This window comes from Kribbella sp. NPDC048837 (genome assembly GCF_055586945.1).
This window is the reverse complement of record NZ_JBVJHF010000001.1, coordinates 1470836-1488071: the sequence shown is the minus strand read 5'-3', so window position 1 is coordinate 1488071 and position 17236 is coordinate 1470836. Positions and strand designations below refer to the sequence as shown.

The 17236-nt window shown below is 69.1% G+C and carries 11 protein-coding genes; 3 read left to right on the top strand and 8 right to left on the bottom strand.

The annotated features are described in order from the left end of the window. The first annotated feature begins 26 nt into the window (after positions 1–26). Together ACZ6O0_RS06815 and ACZ6O0_RS06810 are read left to right on the top strand one after the other, a co-directional pair. Positions 27–1520 (top strand): proton-conducting transporter transmembrane domain-containing protein, encoded by a 1494-nt coding sequence (locus ACZ6O0_RS06815; protein ID WP_465763850.1) that lies wholly within the window; start codon positions 27–29, stop codon positions 1518–1520. After that, positions 1517–3025 (top strand): hydrogenase large subunit, encoded by a 1509-nt coding sequence (locus tag ACZ6O0_RS06810; RefSeq protein WP_465763849.1) that lies wholly within the window; start codon positions 1517–1519, stop codon positions 3023–3025. The genes ACZ6O0_RS06815 and ACZ6O0_RS06810 overlap by 4 nt, the downstream gene beginning before the upstream one ends. A gap of 123 nt (positions 3026–3148) precedes the next feature. Here ACZ6O0_RS06810 and ACZ6O0_RS06805 read toward each other — a convergent pair whose 3' ends face one another. Then, the gene (locus ACZ6O0_RS06805; protein ID WP_465763848.1) at positions 3149–3424 is read right to left on the bottom strand and encodes a DUF167 domain-containing protein; all 276 of its coding nucleotides are present in this window, start codon (positions 3422–3424) and stop codon (positions 3149–3151) included. A 27-nt stretch (positions 3425–3451) separates the two neighbouring features. Further along, a complete protein-coding gene (locus tag ACZ6O0_RS06800; protein ID WP_465763847.1) occupies positions 3452–3829 on the bottom strand; it encodes an ArsR/SmtB family transcription factor in 378 nt (125 codons plus the stop codon). 76 nt (positions 3830–3905) lie between these two features. Here ACZ6O0_RS06800 and ACZ6O0_RS06795 point away from each other — a divergent pair, with 76 nt between their 5' ends. Beyond that, positions 3906–4580, top strand: a complete 675-nt coding sequence (locus tag ACZ6O0_RS06795; RefSeq protein ID WP_465763846.1) for a CBS domain-containing protein — start codon at positions 3906–3908, stop codon at positions 4578–4580. Between the two features lie 61 nt (positions 4581–4641). Here the strand turns inward: ACZ6O0_RS06795 and recD are convergent, their stop codons facing one another. The 6 genes from recD to ACZ6O0_RS06765 are packed head-to-tail and all read right to left on the bottom strand — an operon-like array spanning position 4642 to position 17204. Continuing rightward, on the bottom strand, positions 4642–6423 hold the full coding sequence (gene recD, locus ACZ6O0_RS06790) for an exodeoxyribonuclease V subunit alpha (RefSeq protein ID WP_465763845.1): 1782 nt from the start codon (positions 6421–6423) through the stop codon (positions 4642–4644). Next, complete coding sequence (locus ACZ6O0_RS06785; RefSeq protein ID WP_465763844.1) at positions 6420–9707, bottom strand: UvrD-helicase domain-containing protein; 3288 nt, start codon at positions 9705–9707, stop codon at positions 6420–6422. Before ACZ6O0_RS06785 ends, recD begins: the two co-directional genes overlap by 4 nt. Continuing rightward, positions 9707–13021, bottom strand: a complete 3315-nt coding sequence (gene recC, locus ACZ6O0_RS06780) for an exodeoxyribonuclease V subunit gamma (protein ID WP_465763843.1) — start codon at positions 13019–13021, stop codon at positions 9707–9709. The genes ACZ6O0_RS06785 and recC overlap by 1 nt, the downstream gene beginning before the upstream one ends. A gap of 59 nt (positions 13022–13080) precedes the next feature. Further along, positions 13081–15129: a glycoside hydrolase family 36 protein gene (locus tag ACZ6O0_RS06775; RefSeq protein ID WP_465763842.1), complete on the bottom strand. Its 2049-nt coding sequence runs from the start codon at positions 15127–15129 to the stop codon at positions 13081–13083. 9 nt (positions 15130–15138) lie between these two features. Further along, on the bottom strand, positions 15139–15888 hold the full coding sequence (locus ACZ6O0_RS06770) for a FadR/GntR family transcriptional regulator (protein ID WP_465763841.1): 750 nt from the start codon (positions 15886–15888) through the stop codon (positions 15139–15141). Beyond that, the gene (locus ACZ6O0_RS06765; RefSeq protein WP_465763840.1) at positions 15885–17204 is read right to left on the bottom strand and encodes an L-fuconate dehydratase; all 1320 of its coding nucleotides are present in this window, start codon (positions 17202–17204) and stop codon (positions 15885–15887) included. Before ACZ6O0_RS06765 ends, ACZ6O0_RS06770 begins: the two co-directional genes overlap by 4 nt. Positions 17205–17236: the final 32 nt, after the last annotated feature.

The following is a 17236-nucleotide window of genomic DNA, read 5'->3' as shown; positions in this document are numbered from 1 at the left end:
GTACGACGCGTGGAACGGGAGAGCCGATGACCGCCGATCTGACCGGCGGTGCGGCCGCACTACTGGTTGCCGCGCCGATCGTCGCGCCGGTGGCCGCGGCCGGTGCAGCGGTCCTGATGGGATGGCGGCGTTCGGTCGCCGTCGCGACGATCTCGGCGGCCGCGGTGATTCTCCTCGTGGGCGCTGGTACGGCGGCCTGGACCGCCGACGCCGGCGTCGTTGCTGCCGGCAATTGGCTGCGGATCGACGCGCTGTCCGGCCTGATGCTGATCGTCATCGGCGCCGTCGGCGTCATCGCAACCTGGTCGGGTCTTGGATATGTCGACGACGAGCTCCGTGCGGGGCACACCGATGCGACCGGCGCTCGACGGTACGGCGTACTCGTGCCCTTGTTCCTCGCGGCGATGGTGCTTGCGGTACTGGCGAACAACCTGGGGCTGCTGTGGGCCGCGGTCGAGGCCACCACGATCGTCACCGCCTTCCTGGTCGGTCATCGTCGATCCAGGAAGTCGGTCGAGGCGACGTGGAAGTACGTGATCATCTGCTCGGTCGGCATCGCGCTGGCCTACTTGGGGACGGTGCTGGTCAACTACGCCGCCAAGCAGGCCGGGATCACCGGCCATGGGACTCTCGATTGGACCGAGCTGACGGCGCATGCCGGCGAACTGGACCCGGGCGTCATGCGGCTCGCGTTCGCTCTGCTGGTGCTGGGTTTCGGCACCAAGGCGGGTCTGGTCCCCTTGCACAGCTGGCTGCCCGACGCACACAGCCAGGCACCCGCCCCGGTCTCCGCGTTGATGTCCGGGGTGCTGCTCCCGGTCGCGATCTACGCCTTGGCCCGGTATCGGGTCATCGCCGTCGAGAGCGTCGATCCTGGCTTCGTCCGCGGCCTCCTGCTGGCCGTCGCACTCGGCTCGCTGCTGCTGGCAACCGGGCTGCTCCTGGCCCAGCGGGACTACAAGCGGCTGCTCGCGTACTCGAGTATCGAGCACATGGCGCTGGCTGCGATCGGCGTTGCGATCGGTACGCCGTTGGCGATCGCCGCCACGCTGCTCCACATCGTCGGGCACGGTCTCGGCAAGGCGGTGTTGTTCTGCGGCGCGGGGGAGATCCTCGCCCGCGAGGGCACCACCCGGATCGACCGGGTCCGCGGGCTGTTCCTCCGTACGCCGGTGCTGGCCGGCGTGTTCGCGGTCGGACTGGCGGCGTTGCTCGGGTTTCCGCCGTTCAGCCTGTTCGTCAGCGAGGTGGGCCTGATCCGAGCTGGTATCGGCGTGGGCCTGAGTTGGGTGGCGGCCGCCGTACTGGTGCTTCTGCTCGGCGTCTTCGTAGCCGTCACCGCCAAGGCAGCGGGCATGCTGTTCGGCGCCGAATCCACCGGAACACCGAGCGCTGCTCTCCGACCGTCCACCGCCGCACCGTTGGTCGCCGGGCTCGTGATACTCGGCGTACTGGGGCTTGCCGACTGGCCACTCGGCCCGCTACTGGACACTGCCGCCCTGATCGTGGGGACCCGATGAGCCCGGACCCGAGAACCTACCCGAACCGCCGCCAGGTGGCCGTCACCGCAGCGACTCTGGCAGCTCGCGCGGCGGCGCTGCTCGACGACGGCTATCGACTCGCGCTCATTGCCGCGCACGACGATCCGGATGCCTTCCGCGTGGTCTACCTCTTCGCCGCCGGGGCACCGGACCGCCGCGTCGAGCTGGTCCTGACCACGAGCCGATCCGCACCCTGCATCCCCAGCCTGGCCGCGTTGTCCTTCCCGGCCGGAAGGTTCGAACGCGAGTTGCACGACCTCTTCGGCATCGAGGTGACGGGGCATCCGCTACCGCGGCGGCTGGTCCTGCACCAGCATTGGCCGGACGACTGGTACCCGATGCGCCGCGACGCCGGGCCGCCGCCGACCTTCGCGGACACCGATGAGCCGTACCCGTTCCTCACCGTCGGCGGGACCGGGGTGTACGAGATTCCGGTCGGACCGATCCATGCGGGACTGATCGAGCCCGGACACTTCCGCTTCTCGGTCGTCGGCGAGACCATCCTGAAACTCAAGGCCAGACTGTGGTTCGTCCACAAGGGCATCGAGAAACTTGCCGAAGGCAAGGTCATCGCAGCCGCTCTGCCGCTGGCCGAGCGAGTGTCCGGAGACACGACGGTCGGGCACACCCTGGCCTTCTGCCTCGCGGTCGAAGAGGCCCGGGACTGGCCCGTTCCACCGCAGGCGCAGGTACTGCGCGCGATCCTGCTGGAGCTCGAGCGACTCTACAACCACGTCACCGATATCGGTGCCTTGTGCAACGACGTCGGCTACGGCATCGCCAACGCCCAGGCCCAGCGGATCCGTGAACAACTGCTCCGCCTGAACAAGCACGTCAGCGGTCACCGCCTTCTCCGCGGCGCGATCACGCCGGGCGCGACCCATGTCCGTGCGCTGCCCGAACCAGGAGTGCTCAGCGCGATTGCCGCCGACATCCAGCAGGTCGTCGACATCGCCCTCGCCAACAGCGTCGTACTGGACCGGATGACCGGCACAGCGGTGCTGACACATGACCAGGCCCGTGACATCGGCACGCTCGGGTACGTCGCCCGCGCCAGTGGTAGCGACCAGGACGCCCGTCGCGATCATCCGTTCACACCGCTGACAGCCGGAGTTGCCGCGGCTGCCCACTCTGCCGGTGATGTCTTGGCCAGGCTCCTCACCCGAGTCGACGAGATCCACACTTCGGTTGCCTTGATCACCCAACTGCTGGCCACCCGGCCACCTCTCGGTACCGAGACGGCCAAACCCACCTGGCTCACCGCCGGCCGGACCTCCGGGGTCGGTCTGGTCGAAGGCTGGCGTGGCACCGTCGCTCACCGGATCGAGTTCGGCCCCGACAACACCGTGTCCCGGCTCAAGATCGTCGATCCGTCGTTCTTCAACTGGCCGGCTCTCCCGGTCGCACTCGCCGACACGATCGTTCCCGACTTTCCCCTCACCAACAAGAGCTTCAATCTCTCCTACGCCGGGAACGACCTGTGAGACGACGAGAGCCGAAGCCGATGAAGATCGAAACGGTCCAGCGCTGGGTCGCCTCCGTCGTCCTGATCTACTTCTGACCACTGGAGTCAGTCAAGTGCTGCCTCGCGGCGGCAGCCACGTGCTTCAGTCGAGCAGTCCTTCGAGCTTCGGGCGGATGGTGCTCTCCGCTCCCTGGATGTCGACCAGTTTGTCCCGGCTGGTTGCGCCGCGTATCAGCGTCACTGCCGAACGTCGGACGTCGAACGCAGCTGCGACCGCCTCCAGGACAGCCTTCGTCGCCTGGCCGTCCACTGCGCGGGCTGTCACCGCGACCACCAGGGCCGGGCCGGCGACACCGTCGTACCGGCCACCGACGGCCGTTCGGGAGGCGCCCGGTCTGACCCGCAGCAGAATCCTCATGGCCGTATTCTCGCCTGTGCCCGGGACCTACTGGGACGGCAGCGAGGTCGACCGGCGCCCGCTTCCTGCGACTGACCCCGCGGGTTCACGTAGGTCTTCGAGCAGTTCGATCTGATCGGTGATGAGCTCGGTCAGTATCCGTCGCGCGACGCCGAGCAGCTCTGCCACGTAAGGGGTGGTCGTCGAGTAGATGACGGCCGCACCGTCCTTGCGCGACGTGACCAGACCGGCGCGGCGGAGGACCGCGAGGTGCTGAGAGAGATTGGCCGCTTCGATGCCGATGTCAGGCAGCATCTCGGCGACCGAATGGTCGCGCTGACTCAGCAGCTCCAGGACGCGGATCCGCGCCGGGTGACCGAGCGTCCTGAAGAACTCCGCTTTGACTTCGTAGAGAGGCCTACGCACGGGGCGGCTCCTCTCGCTGATTCCCTCGAGGTTGCAGACTTGCTAATCTTAGCAAGTCCGAAACGAGGTGGGAGTGATGCCGGAGCCCATCGTCGCCACGGTCATGAGCCGGTCTCCGGTTGTCGTGACCCAGGAGCTCTCGTTCAAGCAGGTCGCGTGTGCCTTGCTCGCCTCCGACGCGGGCGTCGTACCTGTGGTCCACGGCGGCGTGCCGCTCGGCGTGATCACCGAGTACGACGTACTGGTGAACCTCGAGTTTCACGGTGGCCTCGATCCGGCCCCGCTGACTCTTGCCACCGCGACTCGCCGGCGGCGCCGAAAGGCCCATGCCGCGACAGCCGCCGAGCTGATGAGTTCGCCGGCGCCGACGATTGCCTGCTCAGCGGGTCTGAGCGAGGCAGTCCGCCGGCTCGTCGTCCCCGGCTTTCCGGCGCTGTGCGTGATCGAGGAGGACGGACGCCTCGCCGGCCTGCTGGCCAGGCGCGACCTCGTGGCGGTCTACCGGCGGGCCGACAACGAGCTCACTGCCGAGATCCAGGCGGCAGTAGAGAGCGATCGGGCCCGCCCCGCACGTCCGCCTGCTGACGTGGTTGTTCATGTCGAGGCCGGGGCCGTCACGCTCGAGGGAGCGCTGACGTACCGAAGCCAGGTCGAGCACGCCGTCTTCGCGGCCTCGCGAGTCGCCGGCGTCATAGTTGTCCACAGCAACCTGACCTACGACATCGACGACATGCTGGTGACCGGCTTCTGAGCCTCGGGGCCGCCGGGTGTCCTCAGTGGACAGCACCTTCAGAGAGCAGGTCAGGCCGTTGTCAGGTTGCTGGCCGGCGGGCGCTCGTCAGTCGCTGTCGGAGGCCGGTTGCGCGTAGCGCGCGGCGGCTCAGGGCCGCGCGTACGGCGGGCTCGGCGCCGACGACCCTTACGCGATCTTGGGCGCGGGTGATGGCTGTGTAGAAGAGTTCGCGGGTGAGCAGTCGGGACTCTTCGCCGGGCAGGAGCACGGTGACTTCGGCGGCCTGGCTGCCCTGGGCTTTGTGGATGGTCATCGCGTGCAGGGTTTCGATGTTGCCGAGTCTGGTCGGTGCGAAATCGAGTCGGCCGCGGGAGCTGTCGATGCAGACCCGCAGGGAGCCGTCGGGGCGCCGGATCGTCACCCCGACATCTCCGTTGTAGATGCCCAGTGCGTAGTCGTTGGCGGTCACCAGGACCGGCCGGCCGACGTACCAGGTGCTCCAGAGTGGGTCTTCGGTTTCTTCGGTGATCCATCGCTCGATGGTTCGGTTCCAGTGGTCGACGCCCCACGGACCTTCTCGGTGTGCGCAGAGCAGGCGGTGCCGGTCGAGTGCGGCCAGTGCGGCGTCGGGGTCGCCGGCTTCGGCGGCGGTCCGGATGGCGAGTACGTCGGGAAGCACCGTGGATCGCAGGGCTTCGCGTGGGTCGTCGTCCTCGACGAAGCGGACCCGGTCGCCGCCGCTGCGCAGCACGGCGAGGACGTCGTCGGGGCGGTCGTCGCGCACGGCCAGTGCCAGGTCGCCGATCTCGGTGCCGAAGCGGTGGGAGGTGCGGAGCTCGGCTGCTTCGATATGCCCGCCGGCGACCAGTCCGTCGACGAGGTCGGCGAGGACCGCGCCGGCCTCGATGGAGGCCAATTGGTCGGGATCGCCGACCAGTACGAGTCGGGCCTCGGGTCGCACTGCCTCCAGGAGCCTGGCCATCATCGTCAGCGAAACCATCGAGGTCTCGTCGACGACGATGATGTCGTGGGGCAGCCGGTTCTCGCGGTTGTGGCGGAACCGGCTGGACGAGTCGGGGCGCCGGCCGAGCAGCATGTGGAGGGTTCGGGCGTGGAAGTCGCCCAGCCGTCCGGTGTCCGCTGCTGAGAGGCGGTCGGACATCTCGCGCCGTACCGCCTCCTCGAGGCGGGCCGCGGCCTTGCCCGTCGGTGCGGTCAGCGCGATCCACGGACGCCGGTCCCCAGCGATCTCTGCCTGCTCCGCGAGCAGAGCGAGCAGGCCGGCCACGGTAGTCGTTTTGCCGGTACCCGGGCCTCCGGTGAGAACCGTTGTCCATTGCCGGGCCGCGGTCTGTGCCGCGGTCCGCTGTTCGTCGTACGAACTACCTGGAAACAAGCGGTCGATCCCTGCCAGCAAGGCAGCTTCGTCGGCGATCTCCGGCGCCGGCCGAGCGGCGCGGCGGCGAAGGTCCTGCTCGACCTGCTCCTCTTCTCGCCAGTAGCGATCGAAGTACAGGCGTGCGCCCTTGAGGTGCAGTGGGTGCGGGGCGGCGAGAAGTGGGCTGGCCGCGATCGCCGCGAGCCACTCGTCCAGGTCCGGCCAGGCCAGCTCGGCGCCGTCGTCGCCGACTTCGTTGCGGACCTCGGTGAGGTCGAGGCAGATCGATCCCGCCCGCACGGCGCGCGCAACCAGTGCACAGGCGAGTGCCACGGGTTCGCTGGTTTCGTTCAGCATGGTCGTGAGCCGGGACGCGACATGTACGTCGGCGGCCAGGATCACGCCGGCCCGGTTGAAGTCGCGCAGGATCCCGGTCGCGGCGAGCGCCAGTGCCGAATCGAACTCGTCGACGGTCGTGGTCACGGCGTCCTCCCATCGAGCAGATCGGACAAGGCCAGTACGAGCGCCGCCGGCAACGGCCAGCTGAACACGCCTGCCGGGTGCCCGTTCACCGCGGGTGTCTCCGGTCCGCACATGCCGCGCAGATAGAGGTAGATCACTCCACCCAGATGTACTTCCGGGTCGTACGCCGGCAGCCGCCAGCGGAGGTACCGGTGCAGCACGACCGAGTAGAGCAGTGCCTGCAACGGATAGTCGGAGTGCAGCATCGCGGCACCCAGCTGATCCCGGCCGTAGTCGGCGGAGGTAGCAGGCTGCTCCGGGTCCCCGAGCCGGTTGGTCTTGTAGTCGACCACGACGAACCGGTGGTCGTCGCCGTGGGGGACCCGCAGTACGACGTCGATCGATCCAGAGAGGTAGCCGCGCAAGCTCTGCCGGCCGAGCAGAGGTTGTTCGAGCCGGTCGGCGTACGCGCGGAGTGGATCGTCAGCCGGCAGGTGAGTACGCAGCAGCGGAGCCACCTCGGCCAGCCGAACGTCGGTCTCGACGGCGTCATCGCCGCCGGCCAACGGGATCTCGAAGTCGAGCTCGCGGAGCCGGTCGGCGCGGCCGAGGTCGCCGAGGGTCAGGCCGGGAACGAGTGGGCCGAGCGGAGTGGCGTGCAGCGGCAGCATCGCCGTTGCCAGGGCATCCGGCGTCACGTCGGCCCGCCAGAACCGCAGCTGGTTGCGGACCTGTCCGGCCAGCTCAGCGTGCAGATCAGGGGCGTGTGGGTCCGCTTCCTCGAGCACGGCATGTACCAGCGAGCCGAACGTGGCGCCGGCGGGGAGCCCGTCCATCGGTGAGGGCAACGCATCGGACGCCACGGCGGCGGGTGCCGGCGCTGGATCCACAGACTCGTCCTCCAGTTGGCTCTCCTCGGGTTCGCTGACCACGCCGCCGTCGTGCTCGTCGGCCGCACGGATCAGCCCGGAGTACGACGTACGACGCCAGGCGAGGTCGACCTCGCGGGAGAAGTGTCCGACCGTCAGTCCGAGGGGCAACTCGTCGGGGAACGGTTCGCTGTGCCCGGCGATCACCGACTCCTCGACGACCGGGCCGCCGGCCTGCTGCCAGCGTCGCAGCCAGATCAGTACGTCGTCGTCCGACGATGCCCTGTCGAGGCTGTCGGGCACGACTGGCTGGCCCTGCTTGCGTCCCCGCAGCAGCCGGGAGATTCCTCCGTTGACCTCGTCCCACGACGGCGCCCACCAGGCCACGACCTGGGACTGGGCACGAGTCAGCGCGACGTAGGTGAGCCGGATGTCGTCACCGGCGACCTCGGTCCGCCAGAGCTTCTCGTTGGCCTGGTAGCCGGCGCGGTTCCTGCCGCCGATGTCGAGGCTGCGTACGCCGTTCTCATGGAAGAGGAGCAGTTCGTCCTCGTCGAAGATGTGCCGGTTGAACCCGAACGGGAGGTAGACGACGGGGTACTGCAAGCCCTTGCTCACCCACACCGTCATGATCTGTACCGCGGCGGCATCGCTGTCGAGCCGGCGGGTTCGCTCGGTCGTGCGTCCCTTGCCGGTGCACTCCTCGCGCAGCCAGTCGAGCAGTGCGGGCAGCCCGAATCCCTCGCGGTGCGCGGTCTCGTGCAGCAGTTCAGCCAGGTGCGCGAGGTCGGTCATGTCACGTTCGCCGCCGCGCCAGGCAAGGACCTGTTCTGCCATCCCCCTGACCTGGGCGGCCTCGAAGACGGCAGCCACGCCACGGGTGCGCAGGCGGTCGGCCCACGCTCGCAGGGTCTGCCCGATCCGGTCGGTGAGGTCCTCGCCGCCGGCGTGCAGACTCGCCGCGGTCTCCCCGAAGAACATCGTGGTCGCCGCGGCCCGGACCAGGCCGGATCGGTGCGGTTGCTCGAAGGCCTCGAGCAGGCAGAGCCAGTCCTGGGCGGCCCGGGACGAGAAGATGTCGAGGTCTCCGGAGTAGACCGCGGGGATCCCGGCCTCGGCCAGTGCTTCGCGGCAGGCTCGCGCGTCCTTGTGTGCCTCGACGATCACCGCGACGTCGCCCGCGCGGAGCGGCCGGTCGTCGTATGTCGCGCCGGCGGCGAGGAGCTGACCGATATCGGCCGCGAGGTCGCGAGCTATGTGGTCGCGCAAGTCGTCCATCGCGATGCTCTTGCGCCTGGCCGAGCCGAACTGCTCGCGGTGCGCGACCCGGAGCCGGAAAGGCGCATCGGATGGTGCTCCGGCGAGCCGGCTGCCGCGGTGATGGGCTTCGACCTCGTGGACGACGATGTCCTCGTGGCCGAGGCGTGCGCCGCCGAGCACCACCTGGAGGCAGTCGACGAGCGGTTGGTCGCTGCGCCGGTTGATGCCGAGGGTGCGCCGCTGACCGGCGGTCGCCGCCGCGGTGAGGTACGTCGCGATGTCGCCACCGCGGAAGGCGTAGATGGCCTGCTTGGGATCGCCGATCAGCACCAAGGTGCTGTGGCCGTTGAAGGCGGCGTCGATCACCTTCCACTGCACCGGATCGGTGTCCTGGAACTCGTCGACCATCACCACGGACCAGCGGCGCTGCATCCGCCGCCGGGCCGGGGCGTGGGGATCCTCCAGCGCGGTCGCCAGCCGAGTCAGCAGGTCGTCGTACCCGAGAATGCCGAGGCGGCGTTTGCGGCGCTCCATCTCCACGAGCACCGCTTTGGCGAACTCGACGCGGACGCCCTCCGGGGAGGACTCGGCGTACATCTCCGGTACGAGTCGGGTGTGCGGGTTGGCGACGACCTTGAGAGCGAGCTCCAGCGCTGTGGAGCGGGTGATCGGCGGTTGCTCCGCGGATGCTCCGAAGAGGTTGAGGTACAGGTCGTCCACGACCTCGGCGACGAGCTCTCCCAGGTCATCGACCAAGGTGACGCCGGCGTCGGTGTCTCCGGCGACGCCGAGGGAACGCAGTACGAGCTGGCAGAACTGGTGAGTCGTCGCGATAGTGGCGGCATCGAAGTTGGCCAGCGCGTCACGGAGGCGGGCGTGTCGTCCTTCGACGTCGGCGGTGACGAGGTGACCGAGCAGACCCGGCTCGCCGCGCCAACGGTCCGGATCGGCCAAGGCCTGCTCGGCCTCCAGCAGTTGTGAGCGCACCCGTTCCCGGAGTTCCTGGCTGGCCGCGCGGCCGAAGGTGATCAGCAGCATCTCGTCGAGCCGGGCGGCGCCCTCGGCGACGAAGCGGGCAACCAGCCCGGCGAGGGCATAGGTCTTGCCGGTGCCGGCGCTCGCCTCCAGCACGGTGGTGCCCGTCGGCAGTGGACCTAGCAGGTCGAAGGGTTCCATCACGGCGCCCCTTGTTCGAAGCGCAGCATCGGTTCCCAGACCCGGTGCGCGTAGGCGCCGAGCCGGGTTGGTTCGCCCGGCTGTTCCTCACCGGGGCGCGTCGGCTCGAGGAGAACCTCGAGCTGGGTGTTGGCTCCCCAGACGCGGACGTGGGCGGGGTCGGAGTTCTCGCCGTCGTAGTTCGCGGGGCGCCAGCGGCGCCGGGCAGCGAGCATCGGGTCGTCGTCGGTTCGGCGCGCCTGGCACCAGGCGAAGGAGGTCTTGAGCGGCAGTGGCAATGGTTCGCGACGACCGGCGTCGTAGACCGCGACCAGATCGGCGAGCAGCCCGCGGGCATCGGGCCCGACCGGCCCGAACAGCCGGGTCGCGGGAGTGCTGCCGCTCCTCGGGCGGCCGATGGCCAGACCCGTCCAGTTGTGGTCCTCGTCGTCGGCCGACAGCGCCAACAGCTGAATCCACGAGGTCAACAACTGTTTGGCATCAAGCCGCGAATAGCTCACCGAGACCAGTCGGTAGGCGTACACGCCCGGAACCGTCCCGGTGAGACGCCGGCCACCGCCGAGGTCGACGTCCACATCGAACGCCTGCGGACCTGCCTGTCGATGAGGATGCGCACTGATCGCGAGACTCCGCGCGATGTCACGGATCTCGGTCGCGGTCCGCCAGCCCAGTCGTCCCGGTGGGAGAACGCCCCGCCGCCACTCTGCTTGGAGGGCTACGTCGGGGTGGATGCCTGCCAGCATGTCGCGGAGCATCCGGTCGCCGACCGACCACTTCTCGAGGTTGTCGATCTCCACGGGCATCGCGTCCGAGATGCCGTCGACCTCCCACGGCAGGGTCAGGTCGAGCGCCCGGAAGAAGCCCTTCACCGGGTCGCGGAAGAACGCGAGCAGGTCCGCCAGCGCGACGTCGTCGCCTCGGGGCAGCGTCAGCGGTCCGGCCAGGAACTCCGGGCGCGACGGCCTCGATCCGCCCGCGGCCCGTGCCGCGGCGAGTGCGGTCGGGTCGAAGGTGAAGGGTCCCGGTGTGCCAAGACGACCAGCCTCGAGGTTCTTGCGATCGAAGGGCTGGAGCGGGTGCTTGACCACGACAACCTGCCGAACCTCCGACTCGGTGGTGCGGTCCAGGGCGTCGAGGAGCTCGCCCAGCGGTACCGCGGGTGGTCGCGGCTGACCGGAGTACTCGTTGGCGCCGGTGTAGGTGATCACCAGCGACTCGGTCGCGGCGAGGATCGCATCGAGCATCAGTTGCCGATCCTCGCTCCGAACGTCCCGCTCGCCGGTCACCGGAGACCTCGCCAGTACGTCGTCCCCGTCGGCGAGACCGAACCGCGGGAACACGCCGTCGTCGAGCCCCAGCAGACAGACCACCCGGTGCGGCACGGAGCGCATCGGGACCATCGTGCAGACGGTCAACGTGCCGGTCCGGAAGTTCGCGCGGGTCGGCCGCCCCGCCAGATGCGCCGACAACAGTGCTCCGACGTCGGGCAATCTCAGTGGCGTCGCGGTGAGGTGGCCGGCGGCGGCAGCGACATCGGCGAGCTCGTGATGGACCTCGCCGACCTGCCAGCTGTCGTCGCGACCGACGCGGGTCAGCTGGTCGATCCCGGCCCGAAGCGCGTCCAGCCAGTCCTCGAGCGGCTGTGCGCCGTCGAGCCGGTCGGTCGCCGCCCGCAACCGATCGACGTACTCGGCGAACCGGCCGGCCAGCTCGATGCGGGTGCTGCCCACGTCGTCGAGCGGCAGCGTCCGGTCGATCCAGGCGTGCGCGTCCGCGGACATCGTCACGCCGGCGAGCACCCGATCGAGGCCGAAGCTCCAGGTGTTCTGCGGATAGTCGGCCAGGCCGAACGGGTCACGATGCTTCCGGTCGAACGCCCACCGGATTCCCGACTCGCGAACCCACCCGGTGACGGTGTCGAGGTCGTCGTCGGTGAACCGGAAGCGGCGGCGTACCGGCTGGGTCTGCGCGAGGTCGAGCACCTGACTGGCGGTGGCTCTGCTACCGGCGAGCTCGAGCAACTGGGAGGCGACCCCGAGCAGCGGATTCGTCTGGGTCAGGGACCGGTCGGCCAGCTGCACCCGGAGCCGATGCGCCGGGTGGCCCCCGCTGTCGAGGTCGCCGAGGCCGAAGCGGGCGCTGATCAGCGGTGCGTAGGTCTCGATGTCGGGGCACATGACGAGAATGTCGCGGGGTTCCAGGGTCGGGTCGGCCTGGAGCATCCCGAGCAGAACCTCGCGCAGTACGTCGACCTGCCGGGCGGCGCCGTGGCAGGCATGGACCCGCACGCTGTGATCGCCGGCGGCGAACCGGCGTCCCGCGGAATCGACGGTGTTGCTGCGCACGTCGTGCTGCAACCAGCCGAGCAGCGTGTCAGGCGTCGTTGGCGCCGGAAGGTGACGGTCGACGATCGGTGCTGCGGCGAGGGCCAGCTGCAGCTCGCGACTGTCCCGCCCGAGAGTGGCCAGCAGCGGGTGATCGGCCTCGTGGTGGCTCGTGTCGACGGCCCGGTCGCGGGCGGTCGCACGAACCGCGTTCAGGCGTTCCCAGAGCGCACCGCTGGGGTGGGGGAGCCACAGGTGCACGTCGCGGTGCTCAGCCAGGGCGGACAGGAGTTCGATCTCCGTGAGTGGCAATCGAGTGTGCCCGAACAGGGACAGACGGGCCGGCAGGTCGAGAGAATCCGGCTGATCGCGAAGCTGGGCGAGGGTGCCGGCGTGGCGTGCATTCGGGGGCGGTGCGTCGATCCGGTCGACCAGCCGACGCCAGAGTTCGGGCTGCCAGGTCAGATCGTCGTCGATCGCCTCGCCGCGGCCGTCGGTGTCGCGGCCTTCGGTCCAGTCCGCGAGGAGGGCCGGGCGCTGTACGGCGTACGCAGCGAAGAGCCGAGCCAACCGCGCCGCGACGGCGTACCGGCGTCCCTGGCGCAACTCGGCCTCGGCGCCGGTGTCGAAATGGCCGAGGTGTCGCGCGACGGGCTCGCACCAGGCCTCGTCGAGAGAATCGTCGAGCACTGCCAGCAGCGGCCAGGCCATCGCGTCCGCGGCCCAGGGGTCGTCGTCCGTCAGGCCCAGCACCGCGGACACCAGCGAGCGCGGCGTCGTGAACCGGACCCCGGCACACACTCCGTCGCCTCGCCCCGTGGCGGCGCCCAAACGGTGCGCGAGTCGCTGGGAGAGCCATCGCTCGACACCCTTGGCGGGCACCACCACCAGCTCCTCGGCGAACGGATCGGCCAGAGGCACGGCGAGCAAGTCACCCAGTCCGTCGGCGAGCACGTCTGTGCGCTCGGCACGGTGCAGATACAGGGCCACCGACGCAGCATGCCATGCGGGCCTCTGCCTCGGAGGACGCGGCAGTCGGAAACCCGCCTTTACTCGTGTCTGACCGGCGGTTGGGGCGTCAGGCGCAGTACGCGGGCGGAGGGTTCGGGGGTGTTCGCGGTGATGGTGAGGGTGTCGTCGTTCCAGGCGTAGGTCCAGTCGGTGTCCTCGGTGGGGAAGTGGGGATCGATCCTCGACCGGGGGAGGGAGAGGGTGACGGTGGCTGGGCCGGGGGCGCGGTGCCAGAGGGTCAGGTAGGAGACGTCGGCGCCGTTGAGTGACAGGGCGATCCAGTCGTCGGTCCAGGCCGGGAGACCCAGCGGCCAGGCGGGGACGAGGGTGTCGAGATCGTCGAGAATGGCGCGATGCGCGGCCAAAGCGGACCGGATCAGGTCGCACTCGGCCGGCGTCATGTGGTTCAGATGGCCCGACAGATAGAGGCGGCCGGGAACGCCGTTGACGAGGGCGAAGAGGAATTCCTCGCGCGTGCTGCCGCTGATCGGGTAGGCCCAGTGACCGGCCTGTTCGGGCAGTACCGACGCGGGGGCTGCTGCCGTGATCGGTGCGTAGAGCAACGGATGTTCCTGGTCCGACGTCGATTGCAGGTGCAGCCGGGACAGCATCGCGTAGTCCATCCGCATCGCGCCCGAGGCACAGTTCTCGATCAGGAGGTCGGGGTGGCGCGTCTGAAGGTCGTCGAGCCAGCTGAGCAGCGCTCGCTGGTGTTGGAGCAGCCCGTGGCCGAGCGACGTACCGTCCTTGTCCGTGCCGGGACCCGTCATCGTGTTGTTGTCGAACTTGAAGAACCCGATGCCGAACTCGTGAACCAGCCGGTCGACGGTCTGGTCGAGGTGCGCCCGGGCGGCGGCGCTGCGCAGGTCGAGCAGATAGCGGCCGGACTCGGCGACCCGGACCCCGTGCCGGGTGAGGAACGCGTCGTCGGGTAGTTCGTGGGCGACTGGTGAGCGTACGCCGATCACCTCGGGCTCGAGCCAGAGCCCGGGCACCATGCCGTGGGAGTGGATCCGGTCGATCACCTCGGCGAGCCCGTTCGGGAAGCGGGTGGTCGACGGCTGCCAGGCTCCGACGGTGTTCCACCAGTCGCCTTCGGCGTACCAGCCGGCGTCGATGCAGAAGTAGTCAGCCCCGACAGCGGCGGCCGCGTCGATCAGCGGCAGCAGCTTCTCGGCGGTGGGGTCGCCCATCAGGGTGTTCATGTAATCGTTGAAGATCACCGGCATCCGGTCGTCGATCGGGCGCCGGTGCCGGATGGCGCGCCGTTGCCGGGTGAGTGCGGCGAACACATCGTCCCGGTCCGTCCCGGCGACCAGTGAGACCGGTACGGTCGTGAACGGCTCGTCGGCGGTGAGTTCGACGGTCCATTGGTGCTCCTGGTCGGTCGGGCCGCTCAGGAGCAGGTATCCGCCGCGCCGGGTCTCACCGATCTCGTAGTGCCAGGGGCCGTTGTGCTCGATCTGCCATCCCAGGGCGTACGGCGCCTGCCGGTCGACCAGGACGCCGACCGGCAGGCGCTCACCGGTGGACCATGAACCGCTGCTGGTCACCGCATGCCGGTTTCTGGCGACGTGACCGTGTGGTGCGCGGACGATGTCTGCCAGCGCTCCACGACGAAGTGGTTGGGTCGACCATCGACTTTCCGCCATCCAGCTGGTGGTGGCGGACGTCAGTTCGGCATCGACGGAGCCGAGCCCGACGACCAGCGACGACAAGAACGTGAGCTCGAGCGCGGCCGGGCCGACGACCGATGCCTCGGACCAGGCACGGACGCCGGCTCGCGCTTCGAACACGCTGGTGACGCGGAGACCGGTGTCCGGGTCCTCCTGAACGATCCGTAGCGTCGCCTCGGTCTCGTCGTGCCGGACGTAGCGCAGCCGTTGCCCGAGCATCGTGTCGACATGCCGGCTCGTGCTCGGCGAAAGCCCGTGCCCGACAGCGGTGACCTCGACCAGAGGCTGGCTCGGATCCGGCAGGTCGCCCTGGGGTTGCGACTCCGCCCGGACGGCGATCAGTCGCACGGGGCCGTCGTCCAGGGCGAACGTCAGCGTGAGGTCAGGCGTACTCCAGCGCAGGAGGTTCATCCACAGCTCTCATTTCGTGGTCGAGCTCACCGTGCTTCGTCCGAGGAGGTAGTCCTCGACAGTGAACAAGTGGGCGGCCATGCGGGTCCGGGCGCGATCCGGATCGTGGGCGGTGAGTGCGGCGAGGATCGAGAGGTGCTCCCGGTGGGCGGTCTCGTCGGCGCCGGGCTGCGAGATGGATCGACGCAGCCGGTCGCGCATCGTGCGTCCGCCGAGAGCATCGATCAGTGCGGCGAGCACCGGGTTGCCGGCCGCCTCGGCGACGATGCGGTGGAAGGCGATGTCGTTCTCGATCACGGTCTCGTGATTGGGCTGTTCGAGTGTCAGTTCGGTCTCGTTGTGGCGCAGCAGTTCAGCAGCCGAGGCCAGGGCATCCGCGGCGATCTGCTCGGCCGCCAACGCGGCGGCCTCGGCCTCCAGAACTCGCCGCACCACATGCAAGTGATGCGCTCCGCTGCCGTGGTGCAAATCCACCACGAACCCCATCGGAGCCAGCAGCATGGAGGAGTCGAGTGCGGTGACGTACGTGCCGTCGCCCTGCCGCGTCTCGAGAACCCCCATCATCGAGAGCGCTCGAACGGCCTCGCGCAGAGGGTTCCGGGAGACACCGAACGCCGCGGCGAGATCCTTCTCGATCGGGAGGCGATCGCCCGGCCGGAGGTGGCCGTCGACGATCATCTGCCGGATACTCTCCACCACGATGTCGGTCTGCGATCCGCCACCGGCGCGCGTCCGGGCCGCAGCCGTGTCCGGACTCATGGAATCTGCTCCCCGGTCGCACGCGACGCCCAGTACCTGCCATCGGGGAACCGGAAGGTCTCGAGCGATTCCCTGTGCATCTCGGCACTGTAGCCAGGGGCGGCCGGAAGCACGTACGCGCCGTTCCGGACCACGCAGGGGTCGACGAAGTGTTCGTGCAGGTGGTCGACGTACTCGGTGACACGTCGCTCGAGACTGCCCGACACGGCGATGTAGTCGAAGATCGCGAGGTGCTGGACCAGTTCGCACAGACCGACACCACCCGCGTGCGGGCAGACCGGTACGTCGAACCAGGCGGCGAGGAGGTAGACCGCGAGGACCTCGTTGACGCTGCCGAGGCGGGCGGCGTCGAGCTGGCAGTAGTCGATGGCGCCGGCCTGGAACATCTGCTTGAACAGCACCCGGTTCATGCCGTGCTCGCCGGTGGCCACGCCGATGGGTGCCACCGCCTTGCGGATCGCGGCGTGGCCGAGGATGTCGTCGGGACTGGTGGGTTCCTCGATCCACAGCGGGTCGAACTCGGCCAGCGCCTTGACCCACTCGATCGCTTCCGGGACGTCCCACACCTGGTTCGCGTCGATCATCAGGTTGCCGTCCGGACCCAGCACGTCGCGGGCGATGCCGCAGCGCCGGATGTCGTCGTCCAGATCGGCGCCGACCTTGAGCTTGACGTGTTTGTAGCCTGAGGCAACGGCTTCCTCGCAGAGCCGGCGCAGTTTGGCGTCGGAGTATCCGAGCCATCCGGCGGACGTGGTGTAGCAGGGGTAGCCGGATGCCTCAAGCTCCTCGATTCGTTGCTTCCGGCCCGCTTCCTGCCCGGCCAGCAGAGTGATGGCCTGATCGGCGGTCAGGACGTCGCTCAGGTAGCGCAGGTCGGCGGCGTCGACGAGTTGTTCGGGCGACATCTCGGCCAGCAGCCGCCACAGTGGTACGCCGGCCCGCCGCGCGGCCAGGTCCCAGACGGCGTTCATCACCGCGGCCAGCGCGAGATGGATGACTCCCTTGTCCGGGCCGAGCCAGCGCAACTGGCTGTCCGACTGCAGCTCCCGGTAGATGCCGCCGAGATCGCCGCAGAGTTCGTCGACGTCACGACCGACCAGCGGCTGCGCGCGTTGACCGGCCGCCGCCACGCACAGGTCGTTACCCCGTCCGATGGTGAAGGTGAAGCCGTGTCCGGACAAGTCCGGAGCATCGGTGTGCAGGACGACGTATGCCGCTGAGTAGTCGCCGTCCTTGTTCATCGCGTCCGAACCGTCGAGGGTCAGCGAGGTCGGGAAGCGGACGTCGACAACCTCTACCGAGGTGATGCGTGGCATGGCGGCCCCTCACATCCGTTCCAGAGAGATGG

Coding starts and splice junctions, on each gene's coding strand:
- ACZ6O0_RS06810 (WP_465763849.1), top strand. CDS start 1,517: ATGAGCCCGGACCCGAGAACCTACCCGAACCGCCGCCAGGTGGCCGTC.
- ACZ6O0_RS06770 (WP_465763841.1), bottom strand. CDS start 15,888: ATGAGTCCGGACACGGCTGCGGCCCGGACGCGCGCCGGTGGCGGATCG.
- ACZ6O0_RS06815 (WP_465763850.1), top strand. CDS start 27: ATGACCGCCGATCTGACCGGCGGTGCGGCCGCACTACTGGTTGCCGCG.
- ACZ6O0_RS06785 (WP_465763844.1), bottom strand. CDS start 9,707: ATGGAACCCTTCGACCTGCTAGGTCCACTGCCGACGGGCACCACCGTG.
- ACZ6O0_RS06765 (WP_465763840.1), bottom strand. CDS start 17,204: ATGCCACGCATCACCTCGGTAGAGGTTGTCGACGTCCGCTTCCCGACC.
- ACZ6O0_RS06795 (WP_465763846.1), top strand. CDS start 3,906: ATGCCGGAGCCCATCGTCGCCACGGTCATGAGCCGGTCTCCGGTTGTC.
- ACZ6O0_RS06775 (WP_465763842.1), bottom strand. CDS start 15,129: ATGAACCTCCTGCGCTGGAGTACGCCTGACCTCACGCTGACGTTCGCC.
- ACZ6O0_RS06805 (WP_465763848.1), bottom strand. CDS start 3,424: ATGAGGATTCTGCTGCGGGTCAGACCGGGCGCCTCCCGAACGGCCGTC.